The following is a 22081-nucleotide window of genomic DNA, read 5'->3' as shown; positions in this document are numbered from 1 at the left end:
TGCAGTCCCCGCGAGGGCTGCGCCCCGCTCCGCCCGTTCCGGAGACGCCGAAGCGTCGCCGCCCACGGTCCGCACGAGCCGCACGACGCTCACGCGGCCGCCGGAATGGTTGCGGGAATCCGCTTGTGCATCTGGAGGAGCGAGAGCGAACGTCCGGACACCTTGTCCCAGCGAACAACCCGCTCGACGCAGAAGCCGATCTCCGAATGAATGTCCGCCATCAGCGGGTGGACGACGGCCACGACCCGGTTGAAGCCGGCGCGGCCGGCATCGACTTCGAGCCAGGTCATGAGGCGGCGCGCCACCGCCGTCGCGCCCTGGTCCGGAACGACAAAGAAGCCGAGCACGACCGCAGATCGCACGACGTCCGGGCCGAACGCTCGGCTGCCACGCTGCGCGATGAGGGGATCCGTCCCCGGACCCGCATTCGGCCGCCATCCGAGCCCGCCGATCAGCGCGCCATTCTCCTCGGCAACGAAGAAGCCGCCGCCAAGCGGGACGATGTCTGCGGGCAGTGCCGACGCTCGGCCGAAACCGGCCATGCCGTCCGCCGCTTCACGGGCCAGCAGGCAAAGAAGCGAGGCACGATAGAGGTGATCGACGAGCGGGAGCTCGCTTTCGCGGCCGCGGCGGATGATCGGTCTCGTCGGGCTCGTGAACGGCATGCGCTTCCCTCTGCGTCTTCGGCCGGTTGTCCCGGCTCTTCCCGGTCTGCTTGGTCGCCTCAGTCCCGCATGGCCGGCAGCCGCACCAGCACCGAGGTTGCCGGCTTCGTGCGGTACTCGACGGTGACGGTGCGCGCGGGTTCGGCAGCCGCCCCGAGGCAACCCGCCGAGAGATTGGGCCAGGTCTCCCCGGGGCAGCCGTCCAGCCGGTCGCCCTTGCGTGCGGGGTCGGCGGTCGCGACGGCGGGACCGACCGCGAAGGCGGTCGCGCTCTTGAAGGACGGGTGGCGCGCCTCGTGCTTGGGGATCATCATCGCCCCGGCCTGCGCTGCGCCGCTCGGCCCGCTCCACGTCCACGCGACGACGCTGGCCGCAAGCACCGTGCCGGCGGCGGCGAGCTGAATGCTGAGACCGTTCATGTGCGCCTCCCCGAAGCTTTCCGCCTCGTTCGGATCCGGTTTTTAGAGACGGAGCGTTGCAGGCGTTTTTCGCCGGCCGAGGGATTGCATGCCGAATCTTGGCGATTTGTTTCGCCGGCGCCGCAACGAAGCAATAGAGGGGCCGCGCTCGCTTCGGCTGCACAGCCGGACAGCGGTTGCCGCTTCACCATTGACGAGTGCCGCCCAATCCCGATCTTGGGGTGGCGTTCGCATGAGGCGGAGGTCGAATTGCATACCCGTTCCATTTCGCCGTGGCAGCACGAGCACGTGTTTCTCGGCGCGGATCATGCCCGCAACGAGCGTCGCACCTGGCTGGTCATAGCCCTGACGGCCGGCATGATGGTGGGGGAGATTGCGGCCGGATGGGCGTTCGGCTCGATGGCGCTCCTTGCGGACGGCTTTCACATGGCGACCCATGCCGGGGCGCTCGCCATCGCCGCATTCGCATACCGCTACGCGAGGCGGCACGCCCGCGACGAGCGCTTCGCGTTCGGTACCGGCAAGCTCGGGGAACTGGCCGGGTATTCGAGCGCCATGATCCTCGCCGTGGTCGCCGTGCTCATCGCCTTTGAATCCTTCATCAGGCTCGGCGCACCCGTCGCGATCCGGTTCGAGGAAGCCATTTTCGTCGCGAGCCTTGGCCTCGGCGTCAACCTGGTGAGCGCATGGCTTCTCCACGGAGGTTCTCACGGCCACGGCCATGACCATGCCGATCACGATCACGGTGCCAGCGCCCGCAATCACCGTCATGACCATCACGGCGACGGCCATGGCCATTCTCACGCAGCCCACCATCACCATGCGCACCACGAAGACCACAACCTGCGGTCCGCCTATTTCCACGTCCTCACCGACGCACTGACTTCGCTGCTCGCCATCGTCGCCCTCCTTGCCGGTCGCTTCTACGGCTGGCTCTGGATGGATCCCGCCATGGGCATCGTCGGGGGCATCGTGATCGCCCGCTGGTCCTGGACCCTCCTGAAGGGCGCCGGATCGGTCCTTCTCGATACCGTCCCCGATCCGCACATCCCCGAGGAGGTCAGGCGACGCCTGGAGACCGGCGGAGATCGCGTATCGGACCTGCATGTCTGGCGCGTCGGCCCGGGCCATATCGCGGTCATTGCCGCAATCGTGTCCGATCGCCCGCAGGCGCCGGACCAGTACAAGGCGAAGCTCGCCGGGCTGCCGCAACTCTCCCACGTCACCGTCGAGGTGCAGCCTTGCACGAGCCGGCTGAGTTCGGCTGCGTGAGGCGAAACCCTCGTGCCGCAGACCGGACGGATTTCGCAACCGGCTTGAGGAGCATCTTGCGACAGACGCGGGCGCGGCCGATGCTTGCGCGATGAAGGCAGGCAACAAGACCGCCGGGGCGCGGCTGCGCATCGTGCTCGAGCCCGACATCGCCCTCGGCCCGGGCAAGGCCGACATCCTGGAGGCGATCGGCGAAACCGGCTCGATCGCTGCCGCCGGACGGCGCATGGGCATGAGCTACAAGCGCGCCTGGCTCCTCGTCCAGACGATGAATTCATGCTTCCGCGAGCCGCTCGTGCAATCGGCGCGCGGCGGCAAGGAACGTGGCGGCGCCGTCCTGACGGAAACCGGGGCGGCCGTGCTGTCGTCCTACCGGCGCATGGAAGCCCTCACCGAAGGCGCGATCAGGAGCGAAATGGACGCCCTGCGTCGCATGCTGCGGGAGCCGCCCGGCGCGCCGTGACGGTTGCCGCCGAGGGTCGGAGCCGATATGTTCGGCCGTTCATGTCGCCCCCCCCCCCCACCGAGCCGCTCATGCCGACCCGTCGAGAAACCCTCGCCTCCCTCGCCGCCACCGTTGCGGTCACGCTTGCAGGCGGACCTGCCGCATTCGCGGGCGAGGAGCCGCCGGTCGTCGCGGCCGCGGCCGACCTGCAGTTCGCGCTGGCCGAGATCGCGGACGCGTTCCGGTCGGAGACCGGGCTGGCGGTTCGCACGACGTTCGGTTCGTCCGGCAATTTCGCGCGCCAGATCCGCCAGGGCGCCCCCTTCGAGCTCTTCCTGTCAGCGGACGAGAGCTACGTGCTCGATCTCGCACGCGACGGACTGGCCCGCGACGACGGCGCCCTCTACGCCCTCGGCCGTATCGTCCTGATCGTCCCGCACGGCTCCCCGCTTCAGCCCGACGGCTCGCTCGACGACGTCGTGGCGGCCGTCGAGGACGGCCGCCTCGGTCGCTTCGCAATCGCCAATCCGGAACACGCGCCCTACGGCAGGCGGGCCGAGGAGGCGCTGAGGCACAGGGGCCTGTGGGAGGCCGTCGCGCCGAAGCTGGTGCTCGGCGAGAATGTCAGCCAGGCCGCGCAGTTCGCGACCTCCGGCAATGCCAGCGGGGGGATCATCGCCTATTCGCTTGCCCTTTCTCCTCAGGTTTCGGCCCGTGGCAGGTTCGCGCTCGTTCCGGCAGAATGGCACTCGCCGCTCCGCCAGCGCATGGCGCTCATCGGCAGGGCCGGCGAAACCGCGACGCGCTTCTACCGGTTCCTCCAGGAGGAACCGGCGCGCGCGATCTTCAGGACGTACGGCTTCAGCCTGCCCGGGGAGCCCTGAGCCAAGGGGTGCGCAAATGGACTGGGAGGCGCTCTTCCTCTCGCTGCGGCTGGCCGGCCTGACCGTCCTCCTCCTGGTCCCGATCGCGATCGCGCTCGGGCGCGCGCTCGCCTTCCGCGCCTTCGCCGGCAAGGGGCTCGCCGAGGCGCTGATTGCGCTCCCCCTCGTGCTTCCGCCAACCGTCTTCGGGTATTACCTGCTGGTGGCGTTCGGTGCCGCCTCGCCGCTCGGCCGGCTCTGGCAGTCGGCCTTCGGGACGCCGCTGGCCTTCACCTTCGAAGGGCTGCTGATCGCTTCCGTGATCTTCAACCTGCCCTTCGCGGTCCAGCCGATCCAGCGCGGCTTCGAGGCGATCCCGCTCGAGATCCGGGACGCCGCGGCGTGCTGCGGCCTGTCGCCGTGGCAGGCGCTGATGCGGATCGAGCTCCCGCTCGCCTGGCCGGGCATCCTGACGGCCGCCGTCCTGAGCTTCGCGCACACGCTCGGCGAGTTCGGCATCGTGCTGATGGTCGGCGGATCGATCCCCGGCGAGACCAGGACCATCGCCATCGCGATCTATGACCGGGTGCAGGCGTTCGACGATGCCGCGGCGGGCCGAATGTCGGCCCTGCTGCTCGCAATTTCGCTGATGACGATCGCGCTCACCTACAGCGTGTCCCGGCGGATCGGGCGCCGCTTCTGATGACGGGCGCGAGAAGCCTCGACGTCGCCCTCCGCCAGTCGGCGCCGATCCCGCTCGATGCGGCGTTCTCATGCGAACCGGGGGAGGTGCTCGCCCTCGTCGGCCCCTCAGGGAGCGGCAAGTCCACCATCCTGCGCGCCATCGCCGGCACCTATCGGCCCACGGAAGGCCTGGTGAAGGTGGGGCGTGCGACCTGGTTCGACGGCGCCGCCGGAACGCACGTCCCGGCCCACCGGCGCCGGGTCGGCATGGTGTTCCAGAGCTACGCGCTGTTCCCGCACATGACGGCGCTCGGCAACGTCACGGCCGGCATGGGCCATCTCCCGCCCGCCGAACGGGAAGCGCGCGCGCGCGCGCTGCTCGATCTCGTGCATCTCTCGGGTCTGGAGGCGCGCCGTCCGGGCGAGTTGTCGGGCGGCCAGCAGCAGCGCGTGGCGGTCGCCCGCGCGCTCGGTCGCGAGCCGGAGGTCCTGCTCCTCGACGAGCCGTTCTCGGCGGTCGACAAGGCGACCCGCCAGCGGCTCTACCGCGAGATCGCGGAGCTGCGGCGCGTGCTCGACATGCCGGTCGTGCTCGTCACCCACGACCTCGACGAGGCGACGATGCTCGCCAACCGCATGGTGGTGCTCCACCACGGCCGGACGCTCCAGGCCGGCACGCCCGAGGCGGTGACGCACCGCCCGGTGTCCGCCGAGGTCGCGCGGCTGGTGGACATGCGCAACGTCTTTGAGGGCACGGTCCTCGGGCACGACACCGACCGCGGCGTCACGACGATCGGCTGGGCCGAAACGACGCTGGAGGCGGGAGCACGGCCGGAGCTCGCAGTCGGCACCCGGCTCTCCTGGGTCGTGCCTGACGGCTTCGTCGTCCTGCACAGGCGCGACCGCCCATCGCGCGGCGAGCGCGAGAACCCGGTCGCGGGAACCGTGGACTCGCTGCTTCCGATCGGCCAGACGGCGCATGTGACGCTTCGGCCGGCGCACGCCCCCGGCCTCCCGCTCCACTTCTCGGTCCCGCTCCACGTCGCGCGGCGGAACGGTCTCGCGCCCGGCGTCCCGGCGACCGTGTCGCTCCTCGGCTCGGGCATTCACCTGATGCCGGCCGCCTCCGGCGCGGCTCCTGCTCCCGACGGATCAATTCCAGGTGTCGTTACGCCAGGTTAATGCGCGCCGGGCGCGACACGCCCACGGTGAACCACTGGTCAGGAGCGCCCAATGGTCGAAGCCGATCTCACGATGGTCGAGAAGATGGTGACGGAGGAGATCAGGCGGCTCGTCGCCGATGCGATCGAAGCCGAACGGTGCCTCGCCGTGGCGCGTTGCGCGGAGCGGATCGGGAAGACGTACCCGAACTGCGGCAGGACCATCGACGAACTGGCCGACGAGATCATCCGCGCGGCGATCAGCGCGCGGGTCGCCGTGGAGATGGGCCGGCCGCAGCCGGCCGGCACGAGTGCCGCGGTCTGAGCGCCGGACCGGGGTCGCCGCCCCGTTTACTGCATCTCCACCGCGCCGTGAGGATGCCGCAGGTCACCCCGGCGATTGCACCTGCGGACGTAGATGATGGCGGCCGAGGGATGGTCGAGCTTCACCTTGAGGGCGGCGACGAGCGCATCGTCGGCCCGGACGGTCGCCCGTCGGGTCCGCCCCTCCATTTTCAGGCCGACCGTGAATTGCGAGTTCATTGGCTGCTCCGCTCGAAGTCGTGGCGCCATGAAAAGGCTCTTGAGTGCGGCAAGCATGCACCTTCGGAACGCTTCGCGCCAGTCGTGGCGGTTCGGCAGGCGGTAACCCGCTCTTAGGCCGCGCCTGCCAAGCTCGCGCGATGAAACGGCTGCCGCGCGGCTGGCACGTTCATCGGGGCACGTCCGACCGGCACCCGGAACGGGAGCTCCTGGCGCTGCGCCGGCGCCTGTCCGCAGTCTCGCGCCGGTTCGAGCGCTCCCTCCAGCGCCGCCGGATGCTGACGCGGGCAAGCGCCGTCGGTTTCGTTGCGGCGCTTGGCGTGATCGCCGTCTCCGTACCCTACATCCTCGTCAAGGTGCTCAGCCCCTGGCCGGCCGGGACCACGATCCGGCACATCGCCGCGGCTCCGAACTGCACCGCGGCACGCCTCGTCGGGCTCGCGCCTGCTGCGAGGGGCCAGCCCGGCTACTGGCCGAAGCACGACGCCGACCGGGACGGTCTCGCCTGCGAGCCGGTCCCCCGCCGGCGCTGATCGCCCGACCGGGCCCAGCCTCGGCGTCACAAAACTGATAAGGATCCTTCATCATCCTGTGGCGCGCCCGTGGTCCGAACACGGCACTCGGATGAGGATCAACGGAGGATCGAGATGCACCAATCCATTCGCAACGGGCTGTTTTCGGCAGCACTCATCACGGCAGTGATCGCCGCCCCTGCGGCGCAGGCCGAGTTCAAGCTGGACCCGCGCTTCTCGGACGCCGACGGCGACCTCGTCGCCGACATCCCGACCGACGAGAGCCAGCTGGTCGATCCCGCGACCCTGATCTTCGCCTATACGCCGGTCGAGGATCCCGCGGTCTATGCCGACGTCTGGAAGGGCTTCCTGGACCACATGGAGGCGGTGACCGGCAAGCGCGTGCAGTTCTTCCCCGTGCAGTCGAACGCCGCCCAGCTGGAAGCGATGCGCGCCGGGCGCCTGCACGTCGCAGGCTTCAACACCGGCTCCAATCCGATCGCCGTCGCCTGCGCGGGCTTTCGGCCCTTCGCGATGATGGCCTCGGCGGACGGCAGCTTCGGCTACGAGATGGAGATCATCACCTATCCCGGCTCCGGCATCGAGAAGGTCGAGGACATCAAGGGCAAGCAGATGGCCTTCACGCAGGAGACCTCGAACTCCGGCTTCAAGGCGCCGTCCGCCCTGCTGAAGAGCGAGTTCGGCATGGTGGCCGGCACCGACTACCAGCCTGTCTTCTCCGGTTCGCACGACACCTCCATCATCGGCGTCGCGAACAAGGACTATCCCGCCGCCGCGATCGCCAATTCCGTGAAGGCGCGCATGCTGGAGCGGAACGTGGTGCGGGAAGACCAGCTGAAGGTCGTCTATACCTCCGGCACCTTCCCGACCACCGGCTACGGCGTCGTCTACAACCTGAAGCCGGAACTGCAGGAGAAGATCAAGGAAGCGTTCTTCTCCTTCCCCTGGGAAGGCTCCGCGCTCGCCGAGGAATTCTCCAAGTCGGGCGAGGCGAAGTTCGTCGAGATCACCTTCAAGGACGATTGGAGCGTGATCCGCCAGATCGACGAGGCCAGCAACGTCTCCTACGCTTGCCAGTGAGGAATCCGGGCGGGAGCCCTTCCCGCTCCCGCCCCCGACGCTCCTGAAGGACGAGGGCAACCGTGCTGCGGATCACAGGTCTCGAGAAACGGTATCGCACCGGCGACCTCGCCCTTCGGGGCGTCTCCTTCACGATTCCGGCGGGCCAAGTCGTCGGGCTGATCGGCCCGTCCGGCGCCGGAAAGTCGACGCTGATCCGGTGCGTGAACCGCCTGGTCGAGCCGACGGGCGGCCGCATCTTCCTGAACGAGGCGGAGATCACCGGCCTGTCGCGCACGCGGCTGCGGCGCGTGCGCCGCCGCATGGGGATGATCTTCCAGGAATACGCACTGGTGGAGCGGCTGACGGTGATGGAGAACGTCCTCTCCGGCCGGCTCGGCTACGTTCCGTTCTGGCGATCTTTCACGAGGCGCTTTCCCCAGGCGGACATCGAGAAGGCGTTCGCGCTGCTCGACCGGGTCGGCCTCGGCGAGCACGTCGACAAGCGCGCCGACGCACTGTCCGGAGGGCAGCGCCAGCGCGTCGGCATCGCCCGGGCGCTCGAGCAGGATCCCGATCTGCTGCTGGTCGACGAGCCGACGGCGAGCCTCGATCCCAAGACGTCGCGCCAGATCATGCGGCTCATCCGCGAAATCTGCGAGGAGCGGGCACTTCCCGCGATCATCAACATCCATGACGTCGTCCTCGCGCGGCAGTTCACGGAGCGGATCGTGGGCCTGCGCGCCGGCGAGGTCGTCTTCGACGGGCCGCCTTCGGACGTCGACGACCGGGTGCTGACGACGATCTACGGCGAAGAGGACTGGGCCGCGATGCAGCGCCGGGCCGAGGAGGACGAGAAGGAGGACGCGTTCGATCGCGCTCTCGCCGCCGGCCCCGCGGAGAACGCCGGCAAGCGCATGGCCGGGCACGCATGAACGCCGCCGCCATGCCGCTCGCCGCGCGGCGCTGGCGGCGCCCACCCCTCCTCATCCAGAGCCGCCACTGGCGCGTGATCGTCTATGGCGGCCTGCTCGTCTATCTGGTCCTCGCGGTCGGCTCCCTCGAGGTCAACTGGCAGCGCATCTACGAGGGCACGGAACGGGGCTGGCGCTTCATCCAGGGGTTTCTCGCGCCGGACTTCACGCGGCGCTGGCGCGACATCGTCCAGGGCTTCGAGGAAAGCCTGACGATGACGGTCACCTCCACCGTCGTCGGCGTGGCGATCTCGATCCCGATCGGGATCGGCGCCGCCCGCAACCTCGCGCCCCGACCCGTCTACTATGTGTGCCGGGCGATCATCGCTCTTTCGCGGGCCTTCCAGGAGATCATCATCGCCATCGTCTTCGTGGCGATGTTCGGCTTCGGCCCGTTCGCCGGCTTCCTCACGCTCTCCTTCGCGACCATCGGCTTCCTTTCGAAGCTCCTCGCGGAAGACATCGAGGACATCGACGAGGCGCAGGCCGAGGCGGTCCGGGCGACGGGGGCGAGCTGGGGCCAGCTGGTGAACTACGCCATCCAGCCCCAGGTGATGCCGCGCCTCATCGGCCTCGCGCTCTACCGGTTCGACATCAATTTCCGCGAGTCCGCCGTGATCGGCATCGTCGGCGCGGGCGGCATCGGCGCGACGCTCAACACCTCCATGGAACGCTATTCCTACGACACGGCGGCGGCGATCCTGATCCTCATCATCGTCGTCGTTATGCTCGCGGAATACGCCTCCAGCCACGTTCGCAGATGGGTGCAGTGATGCCGGTCGCAGCCTCCCGTTCCGGGCCGACATGGCAGCGGCGGACCACAGGCCGGCAGATCGCGCTCTGGGCCGGGTGGCTCGCGCTCGTGGCGTTCTTCGTCTTCTGCTGGCAGGTGATGACGAAGAACACGATCTGGGCCTTCATCTGGGACGCGCCGCGCCAGGCGGGCGACCTCTTCTCCAGGATGGTCAACCCGCGCTTCGGCTATCTTTCGGAACTCTGGTGGCCGCTCTGGGAAACCATCAACATCGCGACGCTCGGCACGCTGCTCGCCGTCGTCTTCGCCGTTCCCCTCGCCTTCCTCGCCGCACGCAACACGACGCCGAGCGCCACCTTCGTGCGGCCGCTGGCGCTGCTCGTCATCGTCTCCTCGCGCTCGATCAACTCGATCATCTGGGGCCTCCTGCTCGTCGCGATCATCGGCCCGGGCCAGGTCGCCGGCATCATCGCCATCATGCTGCGGTCGCTCGGCTTCATCGGCAAGCTCCTCTACGAGGCAATTGAGGAGATCGACACCGCCCAGGTCGAGGCGGTCGCGGCGACCGGCGCCTCCCGCGCCCAGGTGATCGACTACGCCATCGTGCCGCAGATCCTGCCCGCCTTCGCCGGCATCACCGTGTTCCGCTGGGACATCAACATCCGGGAATCGACCGTGCTCGGGCTGGTCGGCGCGGGCGGGCTCGGGCTGAAGCTGCAATCCTCGCTCAACATGCTCGCCTGGAACCAGGTGACGGTGATCTTCGCCGTCATCCTGGTCACGGTCCTCGTCTCCGAATGGGTGTCGGCAAAGGTGCGCCAGGCCATCATCTGACGGCACGGGCGGAGAACGGCCGGCCACTCGTCGGCGAGTCCACCGAGAGCCGCAAGAAGGCTTCCGGCCGGATAGCGCCGCGGCACGGCCCGCCCGCGCCTTGCCTCGGGCAGGCGCCCGCCCCATCTCCCCCGCGCCATCCGCTTGCACGTTGCGGCCCGACGCCCAATCGGCTAAGACGCGCGGACGGCTCAGGCACCCGTAGCTCAGCTGGATAGAGTGCTGCCCTCCGAAGGCAGAGGTCACAGGTTCGAATCCTGTCGGGTGCGCCATTCCATCAAAGACATACGCGGCAAGCCTTCGTTTCGTGACCGCGCGTCCACCATCCGAGAGGGCCCCCGACGAGCTTGCTGTGGGACGGGTTCGTCAACGTCCCCTTCCGGCTCGCGGAGAAACCGCCAGGCCAAGGAACACGGTCATCGCTCGATTGAGCCGCACCATGTCCTCGTCGTCGAGACGTCCGATCTGCGCACCCATCCTTGCCTTGGGAACGGTGGTGATCTTGTCCACCATCAGGCGGCAAATGGAGCGCAAGCCGTTCCGCTCGTTCGGCTCAACCGCAAGGCGGAACAGCGGAGCCTCCGTCGGGTCGGTGGTGAAGGCGCAGATCGTGATAGAGTCAGTGGCGTCGAAGCTGTCGTCCTGCACGATCACGACCGGGCGCGGCTTGCCCGCATAACCCCTGCCGCCGGAGACGGTCCAGACCTCGCCGCGCCTCATCCCTCATCGCCGTCAGGACCGAAGGCGGATATGGCGTCGATGAAGGCTTGATCCTCCCAGGCGTGAGCGCTGGTGGCGACCAACTGCGACTGTCGATGCGCTTCGTCTCGGAAAGAGGGCGCGCGCACGTCGGGCACCCAGATCTGGATGGGCCGCAGCCCTTGAGCGCGCAGTCGATCGCGATGTTCTCTGACCTTCACCCGCCCTGGCTTGGAATTCGATGCTGTCGCCATATGGACTTCCGCGGCAGACGTTACATGTAACCTATCACGACCGATCGCAATCGACCACTGCTTTTCATTGCAGCCCAAGGCGCACGCCGCGTCCGCGTCCGTCCCCGTCCACCTGCAGAGACCCCGCACTGGCGGAGGCCGCAGGCGTGCGCGGCGCGCACGCCTGCGGAATCGGAATGACCTTGAAGGTCTGACGGCAGCGATCCCGCGCATGGCCAAGAGCAGCAAGGCGCGTCGCCAGTGTCTCGCAAGCCCAAGCCCCGCTTGCGTCCGAAGCTCGACGCGATGCCGCCGGTCTCGCGCATGGCACCACTGATGTGCTTACCGATCTGCTTGTCCAGAACAGGCTGCGAGGGCATGAGCTGAGAGCCGAGACCGTCCGTTCTCAATGCGCGTGGCGTGCCCCTGGTCCACGAGGCTCTGGCGGCGCTCGTTCATGGCCTCGCTCATCTCGCGGCCGAACCTGCGGGGCCGCAAGCAGGCGGAGTACGAGAGGCAGGAGAAGCAGATCTTCGCGGCCTCGCAGCCCGGTGCCCAGACCCCGCCGGACATCTGCATCTTCGCCTTGTTGCGATGGTCGCGTTGCGGCCTGGTGCCGGCGAACTCTCGGCTCGGATCCGTCAGCGCGTGCGCCACCAGGTGCACGATCGGCGCCACGAAGAGGTGCAGGCCCGTGCCGTCCGACGCCGCCGGTCAGCCACCATGATGGTCACCGGAAGCCAGCGCCAGCCAGCCCAGACCCTCGCGCGCCGTCGTCCGCGGGACGTATTCGCAGCCGATCCATCCCGAATATCCGAGACGCTGCAGCTCGGAAAAGATGAAGGGGTGATTGATCTCCCCCGTGCCGGGCTCGTGCCGGCCGGGATTGTCTGCGATCTGAACGTGGTTAATCCGCTCGCGCAGGCGCTCGTAGGTGCGCACGAGGTCACCCTGGACGACCTGCATGTGGTAGAAATCGTACTGGAGATAGAGGTTTTCGTCGTCGACGAGCTTTAGCATCCGCTCGCATTGCGCGGTGGTCCAGATGAAGGCGCCGGGAGTGTCGACCGGATTGATCGCCTCCAGTTGAAGCCGCACGCCGATCTCCGCGAAACGGCGCGCCGCGAATTTCAGGTTTTCTGCCAGCACCGGTTCGAGGTCCTCGCGGCGGGCGCCCCGCGGCAGGACGCCGGCCGGACAGTTGATCTGGCTGCAGCCGAGCGCCTTGGCATAGTCGAGCGAGGTTTCGACGGAGGCTCGGAAATCGTCCACCCGGCCCGGCAGACAGGCGAGGCCGCGCTCGCCGGCCGCAAAATCGCCCATCGGCGTGTTGAACTGCACCATGGTGAGCCCCAGTTCGGCGAGCCGCTCCGCCACCCTCTCCTTGGGATCGGCGAAGGGCGCGCGGCACTCCACCGCGGTGAAGCCATCGTCCCGCGCGGCCTTCATGGCCTCCAGCACGGGCATGCCGGCGTACATGGTCGTCAGGTTCGCAGCGAAACGCAGCATCTTCGGTTCTTTGTCCGCACGAGCGTCTTATTTGCAAAGCAAATGTATTCCGCCCGTGAGGAGCGGGACTTTCAATAGATCACAGGCGCCGGCGCTTAGCCAGGCGCTGTCGCGCTCAATCCGAGTTCGAGCAGGGCAGACTTCAGGATGCGTGTCATGCGGGCCGCCAGCGCGGCGTCCAGCCCCGGGCGGCAATCGAGGAAGATCGGCCGATAGAGGTCCGGCGCGACGATCCTTCGCGCGACCGGCCCGTCGCCGGTTTCCATCCCGATCGAATGCGAGCCGAGGATCGTGCTGCCGATCCCGCTCGAAACCGCCTTGCGGCGGGAGTTCTGGCCGTCCACCTCCAGCACCAGGTTCATCGTCAGCCCGCGCGCCTCGAACGTGTGGTCGATCAGTTCGCGCAACGGATTGCCCGAAGCGGGAAGGACGAGGGGATAGGGCGCGATCTCCGCCAGCCTGATGTCGCCGCGCTCCGCCCCCTCTTGCGTCAGGAACCACAGCCGTTCATAGGCGATCGGCCGGTCTTCGGTCCGCCCCGATGGCCCGAGGCTGACCGCCATGTCGATCAGCCCCTTGTCCAGCTTCAGCTTGATGTCGCGCGTTCCGGCTTCGACGATGCTGAGCGTGACCCGGTCGGGCTCCGGTGCCACCCGGTCGACCAGCAGGGGCGTCAGCGCCGCCGCCAGCGAGGTGATCACGGCGATCCGCACCCGCGGCACCGCCGCAGTCCGGCGCGCCAGCCGCGCCAGCGCCTCCTCGGCCGCGTCCGCACGCGCGACGATCTCAGCGGCGTGCCGGCGCAGCAGCTTGCCGGCCTCCGTCAACAGCACGCCGTCGTTGCTGCGCGTGAGCAGGGCGAGGCCCGTCAGCCGCTCCAGTTCGTTGACGTGGTAGCTGAGCGCCGGCTGCGCGACGTTGAGCGCGCGCGCCGCGGCCGAGATCGAGCCGTGCTCGGCGATCGCGAGGAAATATCGAAGGCGATGAAGGGAAAGGAGCCCGGGCATCCGCCACACCATACAGGAACCTTATGGCAGCCGGGCGAAATCTGTATTTCCGGAAATCTGGCCGGCGCGGCAAGGGAAGAGGATCGTGGGCCGACCGTCGGCGCGCCGCAACCTCCGAGGGACAATACCATGTACAGCCTTCAAATTCGTCAGCCGAAGCGCCGCGTCGGGTCGGAGATGATCGAGAAGTACCGCGAGATCCCCGCCGCCGTCATCGGCGACTGCATGGCGCGCATCCAGGCCGGTGGCGCGATGCTGCGCCCAATGCACGCGGGCGGCACCGTCCTCGCCGGCCCCGCCTACACGGTGAAGACGCGCCCCGGCGACAACCTCTTCGTCCACAAGGCGATCGACCTCGCCCAACCCGGCGACATCATCGTGGTCGATGCCGGCGGCAAGCTCGACAACGCCATCGTCGGCGAGATGATGCTGACCCACGCCGAGACCCGCGGCCTGGCTGGCGTCGTCATCTTCGGCGCAATCCGCGACTTCGGCCACGTCCGCAACCACTGGTTCCCGGTCTATGCGTCTGGCGTCACGCTGAGCGGGCCCTTCCAGAGCGGCCCCGGCCACATCAACGTGCCGATCGCGATCGACGGCATGGTGATCGAGCCGGGCGATCTGATGATCGGCGACGATGACGGCCTGATCTGCATCCCCTTCGACGAGGTCGAGGATCTCTATCCGGAGGCCTACAAGCGGTTCGCGGGCGAGAACGCCCAGCGCGGGCGCGTCCGCGACGGCTCGGTCGACCGCAAGTGGATCGACGACCGGCTCGCCGCCGTGCCGTACCCGATCGAGATCGAATAGGACGGCGGTCCGCCATGCCCGCGACGCGATTGATGTGTGCGCTGGTCGTCATCGACGCGGTGAAGCAGGATCTGCTTCCGACCTTCGGCCGAACCGCTCCGGACATCGTGTGGGATCCGACGGCGGCGCTCCTCAAGCGCGTGGAGGCCGGCGAGACCGCCGACGGCATCTTCGCGATCGACTATGCGATCGACGAGCTGACGGCCGCCGGGCGGCTCGATCCGGCCTCGCGCCGGCCGATCGTCCAGGCGGAGTTCGGCCTGGCGGCCCAGCCGGGAGCGCAATTTCCCAGGCCGCAAGACGCCGCCGAGCTGATCGCCTTGCTGCTCGAGGTTCCCTCCATCGCCTATTCCAGGGCCGGCGCCAGCGGCATCTATTTCGAGAAGCTGATCGACCGGCTCGGAATCGGCGACCGGGTTCGCGCCAAGAGCCTGGTCATCCCGGCCGGCCTCACGGGCGAGCGGGTCCGCAGTGGCGATGCGGTTCTCGCCGTCCAGCAGATGAGCGAGTTGCGCGCGGTCGAGGGCATCGAGATGGTCGGCCCGCTGCCGGACGACTGTCAGCAGACCACCGATTTCAGCGCCGCGGTCTTCGCCGACGCCGCCGACCCGCAGGGCGCCGCCGCCTTCATCGGACTCCTGACGTCGCCGGCCGCCGGCCGCTCCTTTGCCGGCCGCGGCCTGAAACTGCGGTTCTGAGCCGCGCGGCGAGCCGATCGATCGGCGCGCCGAATACCAAGCAGAGAGAGGAGACCCGATGACGGCCGCGCCCCGCATCGTCCTGTTGCACGCGACGCCGGTCGCGATCGATCCCGTCAAGGCGGCGTTCGACGCGATCTGGCCGGAAGCCGAGCTCGTCAACCTGCTCGACGACAGCTTGAGTCCCGACCGCGCCAAGAGCGCGGATCTGACCGAGGCGATGATCGAGCGCTTCGTCGCGCTCGGCCGCTACGGCCATTCCACCGGGGCCGACGCGATCCTCGTCACCTGTTCCGCCTTCGGCCCGGCCATCGAGCGGATGGGCCGCGAGCTGCCGATTCCCGTCCTGAAGCCCAACGAGGCGATGTTTCGCGCCGCCGTTCAGCAGGGGCGCGCGATCGCGATGGTCGCGACGTTCGGGCCCGCATTGACCACGATGCGCCAGGAATTCGACGACTACGTCGCCGAGGCCGGCGTCGACGCGCAGCTGACCACCGTCCTCGTCGAAGCGGCGATGACCGCGCTGCGCGCCGGCGACGCGGAGACGCACAATCGGCTGATCGCCGAGAAGGCGCCGGACCTGCAGGGCTTCGACACCGTCATGCTGGCGCATTTCTCGACCGCCCGCGCCCTGGCGGCGCTGTCGAGCAAGCTCGACGTGCCGGTTCTCTCCGCCCCCGGCGCCGCGGTCGAGCGGCTGCGCGACCTCGTCGAAGGCTGACCGGCGGACAGACCGACAGGCCCGCGGCTTCGCCTTGCGGGCCGTCGATCAGCCGCGCCCAGGTGCCGGGACGAGCGCATGTCGCGCGTCCTGCCCCCTCACCCGCCCGCCGGCCTTCTCGTTCCATCGGCAAGAAGAAGACCGCACGGCCTCGTCCGTTTGTAGCAGACGGGTGAAGGTTGCTCGCCATAGGCGATGGCGATGGCCCTGGTCCGAACCCCGGGGCGTCGTTCATTTCTGGGTGGACCGGCGGGCGGTCGAACGCCGCGGAAGAAGCCGAAGCGGCCGCCGGCAGCGGGCGGAATCGGCGTGCCCGGCCGCGGTGACCCGGCGCCCTCTCCGCCCGTTCTGCCGCCGTCCTCTCAGCGCCGCCCGATCACCGAGCGGGCCCAGTCGCCAAGCACACTGATCGACAGCGCGCAGAAGAAGATGGTCATTCCCGGCGCCACCGCGATCCACCAGCCGGTGAGCAGATAGCTGCGGCCGAACCCCAGCATGTTGCCGAGGCTCGTCATCGGCGGCTGGATGCCGAGGCCGAGAAAGCTCAGCGACGTCTCGAGCAGAATGACCTCGGGAAAGCTGATCGTCGCCGTGACCAGCAGGGTGGACGCGATGTTCGGCAGCACGTGGCGCAGATAGATGCGCGGCTGGGAAAAGCCGAGCGTGTTCATCGCCAGGACGTAGCCGCGGCCGCGCGCTGCCATGGTCATCGCGCGGGCGAGGCGCGTGTAGCGCTCCCAGCCGAACAGGCCGAGCACGACGATGAAAAGGAACAGGCTGTTGCCGAAGATCGCCGTGAGGGTCAGCGAGATGATGATGAAGGGCACCGAGACCTGCGTGTCGACGGCGGCGACCACAAGCTGATCGAGCCAGCCGCCGAGATGCGCGGCGGTGATGCCGATGACCGTGCCGATCGTCGCGGAGATGATCACGGCGCCCAGCGCGATCGCCAGGCTGGTACGCAGCGAGGCGACAAGCCGGGCGAGCACGTCGCGGCCGAGCTCGTCCGTGCCGAGCGGATGCGCCCAGGTGCCTCCGAAGGTGACGGGCGGCGCCAGCCGCGCCGACAGGTCGATCGTCGTGACGCTGAGATTGGAGAGCAGCGGAAAGACCACGATCAGGACGAGACACGCGAGGAGCCAGAGGAGGGCGAGCAGGACCCCCACCCGCGGGAGCTCAACGCGTTGGCGGGGGATTCTGGCGGAGACGGTTCCGTGCATGGTTCACTCCATTCCGGGTCAGTGGGCGCCGGACGCCGAGGTGCGGGGATCGAGGCGGGAATAGGTCAAGTCGACGAGCAGGTTGGTCGTGATCATCACGACCGCGATCATCATCACGATCATCTGCAGCACTGCCAGATCGCGCTGCGCGACCGATTCGACGATGAGGCGCCCGATGCCCGGCCAGCCGAAGACGGATTCGACGACCGCGCTCGCCGCGACCATAGCGCCGACCAGCAGCGGCGTGATCGTCACCAACGGCAGCAGCGCGTTGGGGATCACGTGCGCCCAGAAGACGTTCCATTCGCTGACGCCCCTCGCCCGCGCCGACGTCACGCATTGCAGCTTGAGCGCATCGAGGATCGCCGACCGCACGAAGCGGGTGAAGATCGCCGCTTGGGAAATGCCGATGGTCAGCACCGGCATGACGAGATGGTTGGGGGTGCCGACGCCGTTCGACGGCAGCCAGTGCAGCTTGACCGCGAAGAGCAGGATCAGGCCCAGCCCGAGCACGAAATTCGGCAGGGCGAAGCCGACCGTCGAGAACGTCATCACGAAGCGATCGATCCGGTTGCCGGAATTGATCGCGGCGACGGCGCCAACCGGGATGCCGATCGCCATCATCAGCAGGGCGCTGCAGGCGACGAGTTCCAACGTCGCCGGCAGCCGTTCCATGACCACGGAATAGGCGTCGCGGTTGGCCATGGAGGAGAATCCGAACTCGCCGTGCAGCAGGTTGGAGACGTAGACGAGATACTGGTCGAAGATCGTGCCGGTGTAACCCCAGTGCCGGCGATAGGCCTCGAGGGCCGCGCGGGGCGTGTTGTCCGGATCGAAGATCGCCGTGATCGGATCGCCGGTGGCGCGCAACGCGATGAACACCAGCGTCACGATCAGCCAGAGCGAAATGCAGGCGCGCAGGAGGCGGAAACCCAGGTGCATGCGGTCAGACCCCCATCATCATGGCGCCGCCCGCCTGCTGGGCGAGGCCGGGCCCGTCGTCCGCGACGCCATGGCCGGCTTTGCCCGGCACCGCGTCGATGAGCTTCTGGGTGTATTCGTCGCGGGCACCGTCCGAAAACATCGCGACCGGCACGTCCTCGACCACACGGCCGTAGCGCAGCACCACCACCTGGTCCGCGATCTCGAACACCACGCGCAGGTCGTGCGTGATCAGCAGGATGGCGATCCCGAGCCGCTCGCGCAGGCGCTGCAGGCATCCCAGGATCTGCTTCTGGATCCGCACGTCGACGGCGGAGAGCGGCTCGTCGGCGATCAGCATGTCGGGCTCGAGCAGCAGGGCCCGCGCGATCACCACGCGCTGGGCCTCGCCGCCGCTCAGAAAGGTCGGCCGCCGGCCGAGCACCTCGACGCCGAGCCCGACGTCCCCGATCGTCTTGAGGATGTGCGCGTGCCGCTTGGCCTTGTCCTTCCAGCCGTGCACCTTCAACACCTCGTGGAGCTGATCCTCCACGCGCATCAGCGGATCGAGGGAATCGCGCGGGTGCTGAAACACCATCTGCACGCTGAGCGGCGTCTTGAAGTCGCGCGGCGAGGGATGAAGGATGATGTCGCCGGAATCCGGCGTCTCGAGTTTCATCGCCATCTTGGCGGCCGTCGTCTTGCCCGAACCGCTCTCGCCAATCAGCGCGACGATCTCGCCGCGGCGCACGGTGAACGACATGTTCTTGGCGGCGGGAATGCCGACCCCGCTGGTGCGGTCCTTCTTCGAAGCGAAGAACGTCTTGTTCACCATGTTGAAGGTCAGGCAGAGCGGCTCGCGGCTGCGCCTGGTCTCGCCGCGGCCCGGCCAGTCGACCGAGGAGGCGGCGAACAGCTCCTTCGAATAGGAGGCCTTCGGCCGGTTCGCCACGTCCGCGGCCAGTCCCTGCTCGACCATCTTGCCGTTCTGCAGCACCGCGATGTGGGTCGCCCGGTCGCGCACGATGCCGAGGTCGTGGGTGACCAGCAGAACCGTCAGGTCGTTCTTGCGCCGCAGCTCGTCGATCAGGTTGAGCACTTCCGCCTGCACGCTCATGTCGAGCGCCGTGGTCGGCTCGTCGGCGATCAGCAGCTTCGGATTGCCGATGAGCGCCAGGGCGATCATGACGCGCTGGTTGAGCCCGCCCGAAAGCTGGTGGGGATAGACGCCGAGCCGGGAGCCCGGCTCGGGGATGTGCACGTCGCGCAACGCCTGCACGGTTCTGTTCCTGAGCTCGTCGGCATCGGCCGCCGGATAGTGGATCTGCAGCGCCTCCAGCATCTGCGAGCCGATCGTGCGAACCGGGTTCAGCGCGGCGAGCGGATCCTGGAACACCATGCCGACCGACTTGCGGCGGAAGGCGAGGAGCTTGCGGCGGTTCAGCGACCAGACGTCCTGTCCGTCGATCAAGATGCGGCCGTCGATCTTCGGCTTGAACGGAAGCAGCCGCATCATCGCGTGGCAGGTAATGCTCTTGCCGCTGCCGCTTTCGCCGACAAGGGCGAAATAGTCGCCCTTCCGGATCTCGAAGGAGATGCCGTCCACGAGCGCGACAGGAACGTCACCGTCGATTGCAACTCCGAGGTCTTCGATCCTGCAAATACAGTCGTCGCTCGCGTGTATGGACATCTGCGAACTGCCGTTATTGTATGCGATGCGAAAACCTATGCAATCTCCGTGCCACGGAAATCCATATAGACGGAGGGGATCGGCTTCCAGTGCACCGCCTTCTTCTTGCCGTAGAAGACGCCCATCGTTTGCAGGATGATCGCCGGCGGATCCTCGTCGAAGATGTCCATCATGTGGTGGAACGCCTCCTTGCGCTTGGCCGGGTGGAGGCTCGATTCGAGGATGTGGCCCCACTTGTAGAATTCTTCGTTCTCCCAGACCTCGCGCTCGGACTCGTTGTATGAGCGCCAGAGACCGAACAGCGGGTCCGACACGAGCACGGGGTCGACGCCGTTGCGCATGCCGGTGCCCGGATATTCCATCAGCTGGCCGAAGTTCTCCTTGATCTGCATGTCGATCTTGACGCCGACCGCTTCCCACATCGAAACCAGCACCTGCGCCGTCGCCAGTTCCGGCCCGTAGGCCGCGACACGGATGCGGTAGGGAATCGGCGTGCCGTCGTAGCCGGCCTCGTCGAGCAGGCGCTTGGCCGCTTCGGGATCGTATTTGTAGGCCGGATGATCGGGATCGTAGAGCTCGCCGAAGGCCGGGAGCTGATGACCGCTCGGGATGCTGACCAGGCCGGCCCAAAGGGCGTCGACGATGGCTGTCCGGTCGACGGCGAGGCCGAGCGCCTTGCGCACGCGCGGGTCCTTCAGCGTCTTGTTGCGCGTGTCGAACTTGACGACGCGGATGCTGGCCACGGTGCCGCCGACGATCTCCAGATCGGGATTGCTCTGGATCGGGCCGAACTGGTCCGGCGGAACGTCGGCGATGATGCCGAAATCGCCGCTGACGAGGCCGGCGATCCGCGAGGAGAGTTCCGGCGCGAGGCGGTAGTTCAGATGGTCGATGCTCGGCGCGCCGCCCCAATAGTCGGGAAAGGCGGCGAGTTCGATGGTATCGGCGGACAGCGACTTGACCGAGAAGGGCCCGGTGCCGACCGGCGCCTGGGCGAAGCCCTCGAAGCCGCCGGCGGCCTGGAACGCCGCCTTGTTGACGATCTGCGAGCCCCAGGCGGTCAGGCGCAGCTCGATCACCGGGTCGTCCACCGAGGAGGTCACGCGGACGGTCTTGTCGTCGACCGCCTCGACGGACTCGATGGTCTTGAGGAACTGCTGGGCCGTGCCGAAACCGGGCGAACTGGGGTCGGTGCGGCGTTCGGGGCCGAAGCTGAAGACCACGTCGTCCACCGTGAGCGGCGACCCGTCGTGAAACGTCACGCCCTGGCGGAGCGTCAACTCGACCGTGCGCCCATCGACGCGCTTCCAGCTTTCGGCCAGCGCCGGCAAGAGCTTGCCGTCGCCGCCGTAGTCGACGGTGAGCAGCGTGTCGTAGATGTTCTGCATCACCCGGTAACCCGGATTGGTCTGGTAAAGCAGCGGGTCGAGCTGGCGCGGCAGTTCGTCGAGCGCCACGATGAGCTGCTTGGAGCCCTGCGCGAACGCGATGCGGGGCGCGGCGAGGAAGACGATGCCGGCGGTAGCGCCGAAGAACTTGATCGCGTCTCGTCTGTGCATGGGCATGTCGCTTCTCCAGTGCGCGAAATCGTTGACGCCCGCAGGGCGGCGGCCAGTCCGACCGCATCTGCCGCATCGCGAAAGACATCCGGCCGTTCCGACCGTGGAAACCGGCGGCAAGCGGCCTTCGGCAACACCCGCAGCGTTCGTCAGCCGCCTACGGTTTGTCATGTTACGGAGGTCGGAAAGTCTGCGTCCAATTCTTAATCACCCGGGTTTCATTGCCTCAATGTATAACTGAGCGCATAGAAGCACCGCGATCAAAATGATAAAGGCGCCGGACGACAAGAATCCCGGCCGCGACGGCGACCGGGGAGCATCGGTTTCGGAGCTGTCGGAAGCGGTCGGGCTTCAGCTAGCTGGCGAGGTTGTCCACCAGCTCGCGCACGAAGCCGCGGTCCGACGTGGTCACGAAGAGATCGGCGATCGCGCGGATGCTCCGCACTTTCTCGTTTTCCGCGTTCTCGTTGAAGACGCGGCCGTTCTCCAGAACGATGAACGACAGCATCGAGGCCGTCCTCTCGATCAGGAACGGGAACTGGTCCTGTTCGCCCTGCTCATGGACGACGATGACGGCGTGCGGCTTCTTGCCGTCGACGGGCTCGTCCATCGGCAGGCTCCGGCCAGGATCGATGCGGCCGCTCATCAGGACATTGTCCCGTTCGGCCTTATTCACCTCGGCGATGACGCTTTCGGCGTTCGGCCCGAGCGCGAGCACCTTGATGAAGCGCGGAGAGGAATTGCGGTACCCGTCGATGCGCCTGCCGGCATGCCGGCTGATGAGAGACTGGACGATCATTGGTGGCTCC

26 protein-coding genes and 1 tRNA gene are annotated in these 22081 nt (G+C 67.9%); 15 read left to right on the top strand and 12 right to left on the bottom strand.

Annotated features, from left to right (window positions below; genetic code table 11):
- Nucleotides 1–89: 89 nt before the first annotated feature.
- Nucleotides 90–665, bottom strand: coding sequence for a hypothetical protein (locus tag ACUN0C_RS02335; protein ID WP_445464696.1), 576 nt, complete (start codon nt 663–665; stop codon nt 90–92).
- A 59-nt stretch (nt 666–724) separates the two neighbouring features.
- Complete coding sequence (locus ACUN0C_RS02330) at nt 725–1084, bottom strand: hypothetical protein (protein ID WP_445464695.1); 360 nt, start codon at nt 1082–1084, stop codon at nt 725–727.
- 249 nt (nt 1085–1333) lie between these two features.
- Here ACUN0C_RS02330 and dmeF point away from each other — a divergent pair, with 249 nt between their 5' ends.
- The 6 genes from dmeF to ACUN0C_RS02300 all read left to right on the top strand — a co-directional run bounded on the left by dmeF (nt 1334) and on the right by ACUN0C_RS02300 (nt 5833).
- Nucleotides 1334–2356 carry a CDF family Co(II)/Ni(II) efflux transporter DmeF gene (dmeF, locus tag ACUN0C_RS02325; RefSeq protein ID WP_445464694.1) on the top strand — a complete coding sequence of 341 codons (1023 nt, stop codon included), beginning with the start codon at nt 1334–1336 and terminating at the stop codon, nt 2354–2356.
- Between the two features lie 91 nt (nt 2357–2447).
- Complete coding sequence (locus tag ACUN0C_RS02320) at nt 2448–2819, top strand: winged helix-turn-helix domain-containing protein (RefSeq protein WP_445464693.1); 372 nt, start codon at nt 2448–2450, stop codon at nt 2817–2819.
- A 41-nt stretch (nt 2820–2860) separates the two neighbouring features.
- Nucleotides 2861–3685, top strand: a complete 825-nt coding sequence (modA, locus tag ACUN0C_RS02315) for a molybdate ABC transporter substrate-binding protein (protein ID WP_445464692.1) — start codon at nt 2861–2863, stop codon at nt 3683–3685.
- 16 nt (nt 3686–3701) lie between these two features.
- The gene (modB, locus tag ACUN0C_RS02310) at nt 3702–4367 is read left to right on the top strand and encodes a molybdate ABC transporter permease subunit (protein ID WP_445464691.1); all 666 of its coding nucleotides are present in this window, start codon (nt 3702–3704) and stop codon (nt 4365–4367) included.
- Nucleotides 4367–5530 carry an ABC transporter ATP-binding protein gene (locus ACUN0C_RS02305; protein WP_445464690.1) on the top strand — a complete coding sequence of 388 codons (1164 nt, stop codon included), beginning with the start codon at nt 4367–4369 and terminating at the stop codon, nt 5528–5530. The genes modB and ACUN0C_RS02305 overlap by 1 nt, the downstream gene beginning before the upstream one ends.
- Before the next feature lie 51 nt (nt 5531–5581).
- Entirely contained in the window at nt 5582–5833 is a 252-nt protein-coding gene (locus tag ACUN0C_RS02300; RefSeq protein ID WP_445464689.1) for a hypothetical protein, read from the top strand.
- 26 nt (nt 5834–5859) lie between these two features.
- Here ACUN0C_RS02300 and ACUN0C_RS02295 read toward each other — a convergent pair whose 3' ends face one another.
- Entirely contained in the window at nt 5860–6051 is a 192-nt protein-coding gene (locus ACUN0C_RS02295) for a hypothetical protein (RefSeq protein ID WP_445464688.1), read from the bottom strand.
- A gap of 140 nt (nt 6052–6191) precedes the next feature.
- Between ACUN0C_RS02295 and ACUN0C_RS02290 the strand changes: the two genes are divergently transcribed.
- The 6 genes from ACUN0C_RS02290 (at nt 6192) to ACUN0C_RS02265 (ending at nt 10477) form a co-directional block, all read left to right on the top strand.
- Nucleotides 6192–6584 carry an excalibur calcium-binding domain-containing protein gene (locus ACUN0C_RS02290; protein ID WP_445464687.1) on the top strand — a complete coding sequence of 131 codons (393 nt, stop codon included), beginning with the start codon at nt 6192–6194 and terminating at the stop codon, nt 6582–6584.
- 114 nt (nt 6585–6698) lie between these two features.
- Nucleotides 6699–7664, top strand: a complete 966-nt coding sequence (phnD, locus tag ACUN0C_RS02285) for a phosphate/phosphite/phosphonate ABC transporter substrate-binding protein (RefSeq protein ID WP_445464686.1) — start codon at nt 6699–6701, stop codon at nt 7662–7664.
- Nucleotides 7665–7726: 62 nt separating this feature from the next.
- Nucleotides 7727–8578 carry a phosphonate ABC transporter ATP-binding protein gene (gene phnC / locus ACUN0C_RS02280; RefSeq protein WP_445464685.1) on the top strand — a complete coding sequence of 284 codons (852 nt, stop codon included), beginning with the start codon at nt 7727–7729 and terminating at the stop codon, nt 8576–8578.
- A complete protein-coding gene (phnE, locus tag ACUN0C_RS02275; RefSeq protein WP_445464684.1) occupies nt 8575–9390 on the top strand; it encodes a phosphonate ABC transporter, permease protein PhnE in 816 nt (271 codons plus the stop codon). Before phnC ends, phnE (ACUN0C_RS02275) begins: the two co-directional genes overlap by 4 nt.
- A complete protein-coding gene (gene phnE, locus ACUN0C_RS02270; RefSeq protein WP_445464864.1) occupies nt 9390–10205 on the top strand; it encodes a phosphonate ABC transporter, permease protein PhnE in 816 nt (271 codons plus the stop codon). Before phnE (ACUN0C_RS02275) ends, phnE (ACUN0C_RS02270) begins: the two co-directional genes overlap by 1 nt.
- Before the next feature lie 195 nt (nt 10206–10400).
- Nucleotides 10401–10477 (top strand) — tRNA-Arg (locus ACUN0C_RS02265).
- A 94-nt stretch (nt 10478–10571) separates the two neighbouring features.
- Here the strand turns inward: ACUN0C_RS02265 and ACUN0C_RS02260 are convergent.
- The 4 genes from ACUN0C_RS02260 to ACUN0C_RS02245 form a co-directional block, all read right to left on the bottom strand.
- Nucleotides 10572–10925: a type II toxin-antitoxin system PemK/MazF family toxin gene (locus ACUN0C_RS02260; RefSeq protein ID WP_445464683.1), complete on the bottom strand. Its 354-nt coding sequence runs from the start codon at nt 10923–10925 to the stop codon at nt 10572–10574.
- Nucleotides 10922–11158, bottom strand: coding sequence for an antitoxin MazE family protein (locus ACUN0C_RS02255; protein ID WP_445464682.1), 237 nt, complete (start codon nt 11156–11158; stop codon nt 10922–10924). Before ACUN0C_RS02255 ends, ACUN0C_RS02260 begins: the two co-directional genes overlap by 4 nt.
- A gap of 693 nt (nt 11159–11851) precedes the next feature.
- Complete coding sequence (locus ACUN0C_RS02250) at nt 11852–12646, bottom strand: hydroxypyruvate isomerase family protein (protein WP_445464681.1); 795 nt, start codon at nt 12644–12646, stop codon at nt 11852–11854.
- A 95-nt stretch (nt 12647–12741) separates the two neighbouring features.
- Nucleotides 12742–13653, bottom strand: coding sequence for a LysR family transcriptional regulator (locus ACUN0C_RS02245; protein ID WP_445464680.1), 912 nt, complete (start codon nt 13651–13653; stop codon nt 12742–12744).
- A gap of 129 nt (nt 13654–13782) precedes the next feature.
- Here ACUN0C_RS02245 and ACUN0C_RS02240 point away from each other — a divergent pair, with 129 nt between their 5' ends.
- The 3 genes from ACUN0C_RS02240 to ACUN0C_RS02230 are packed head-to-tail and all read left to right on the top strand — an operon-like array spanning nt 13783 to nt 15882.
- Nucleotides 13783–14463, top strand: a complete 681-nt coding sequence (locus tag ACUN0C_RS02240) for an RraA family protein (protein WP_445464679.1) — start codon at nt 13783–13785, stop codon at nt 14461–14463.
- A gap of 14 nt (nt 14464–14477) precedes the next feature.
- Entirely contained in the window at nt 14478–15161 is a 684-nt protein-coding gene (locus ACUN0C_RS02235) for a molybdate ABC transporter substrate-binding protein (RefSeq protein ID WP_445464678.1), read from the top strand.
- Nucleotides 15162–15219: 58 nt separating this feature from the next.
- On the top strand, nt 15220–15882 hold the full coding sequence (locus ACUN0C_RS02230; RefSeq protein ID WP_445464677.1) for an aspartate/glutamate racemase family protein: 663 nt from the start codon (nt 15220–15222) through the stop codon (nt 15880–15882).
- A 362-nt stretch (nt 15883–16244) separates the two neighbouring features.
- Here ACUN0C_RS02230 and ACUN0C_RS02225 read toward each other — a convergent pair whose 3' ends face one another.
- The 5 genes from ACUN0C_RS02225 to ACUN0C_RS02205 form a co-directional block, all read right to left on the bottom strand.
- Nucleotides 16245–17102, bottom strand: a complete 858-nt coding sequence (locus tag ACUN0C_RS02225; RefSeq protein WP_445464676.1) for an ABC transporter permease — start codon at nt 17100–17102, stop codon at nt 16245–16247.
- 18 nt (nt 17103–17120) lie between these two features.
- Nucleotides 17121–18044: an ABC transporter permease gene (locus ACUN0C_RS02220; protein WP_445464675.1), complete on the bottom strand. Its 924-nt coding sequence runs from the start codon at nt 18042–18044 to the stop codon at nt 17121–17123.
- Nucleotides 18045–18048: 4 nt separating this feature from the next.
- Entirely contained in the window at nt 18049–19713 is a 1665-nt protein-coding gene (locus tag ACUN0C_RS02215; protein ID WP_445464674.1) for an ABC transporter ATP-binding protein, read from the bottom strand.
- Between the two features lie 35 nt (nt 19714–19748).
- Entirely contained in the window at nt 19749–21278 is a 1530-nt protein-coding gene (locus ACUN0C_RS02210) for an ABC transporter substrate-binding protein (RefSeq protein WP_445464673.1), read from the bottom strand.
- 349 nt (nt 21279–21627) lie between these two features.
- Nucleotides 21628–22071: a hypothetical protein gene (locus ACUN0C_RS02205; RefSeq protein ID WP_445464672.1), complete on the bottom strand. Its 444-nt coding sequence runs from the start codon at nt 22069–22071 to the stop codon at nt 21628–21630.
- Nucleotides 22072–22081: the final 10 nt, after the last annotated feature.

This window comes from Faunimonas sp. B44, assembly GCF_052655945.1.
The sequence above is the reverse complement of the archived record's forward strand: the minus strand, read 5'-3'. Positions and strand labels throughout refer to the sequence as shown.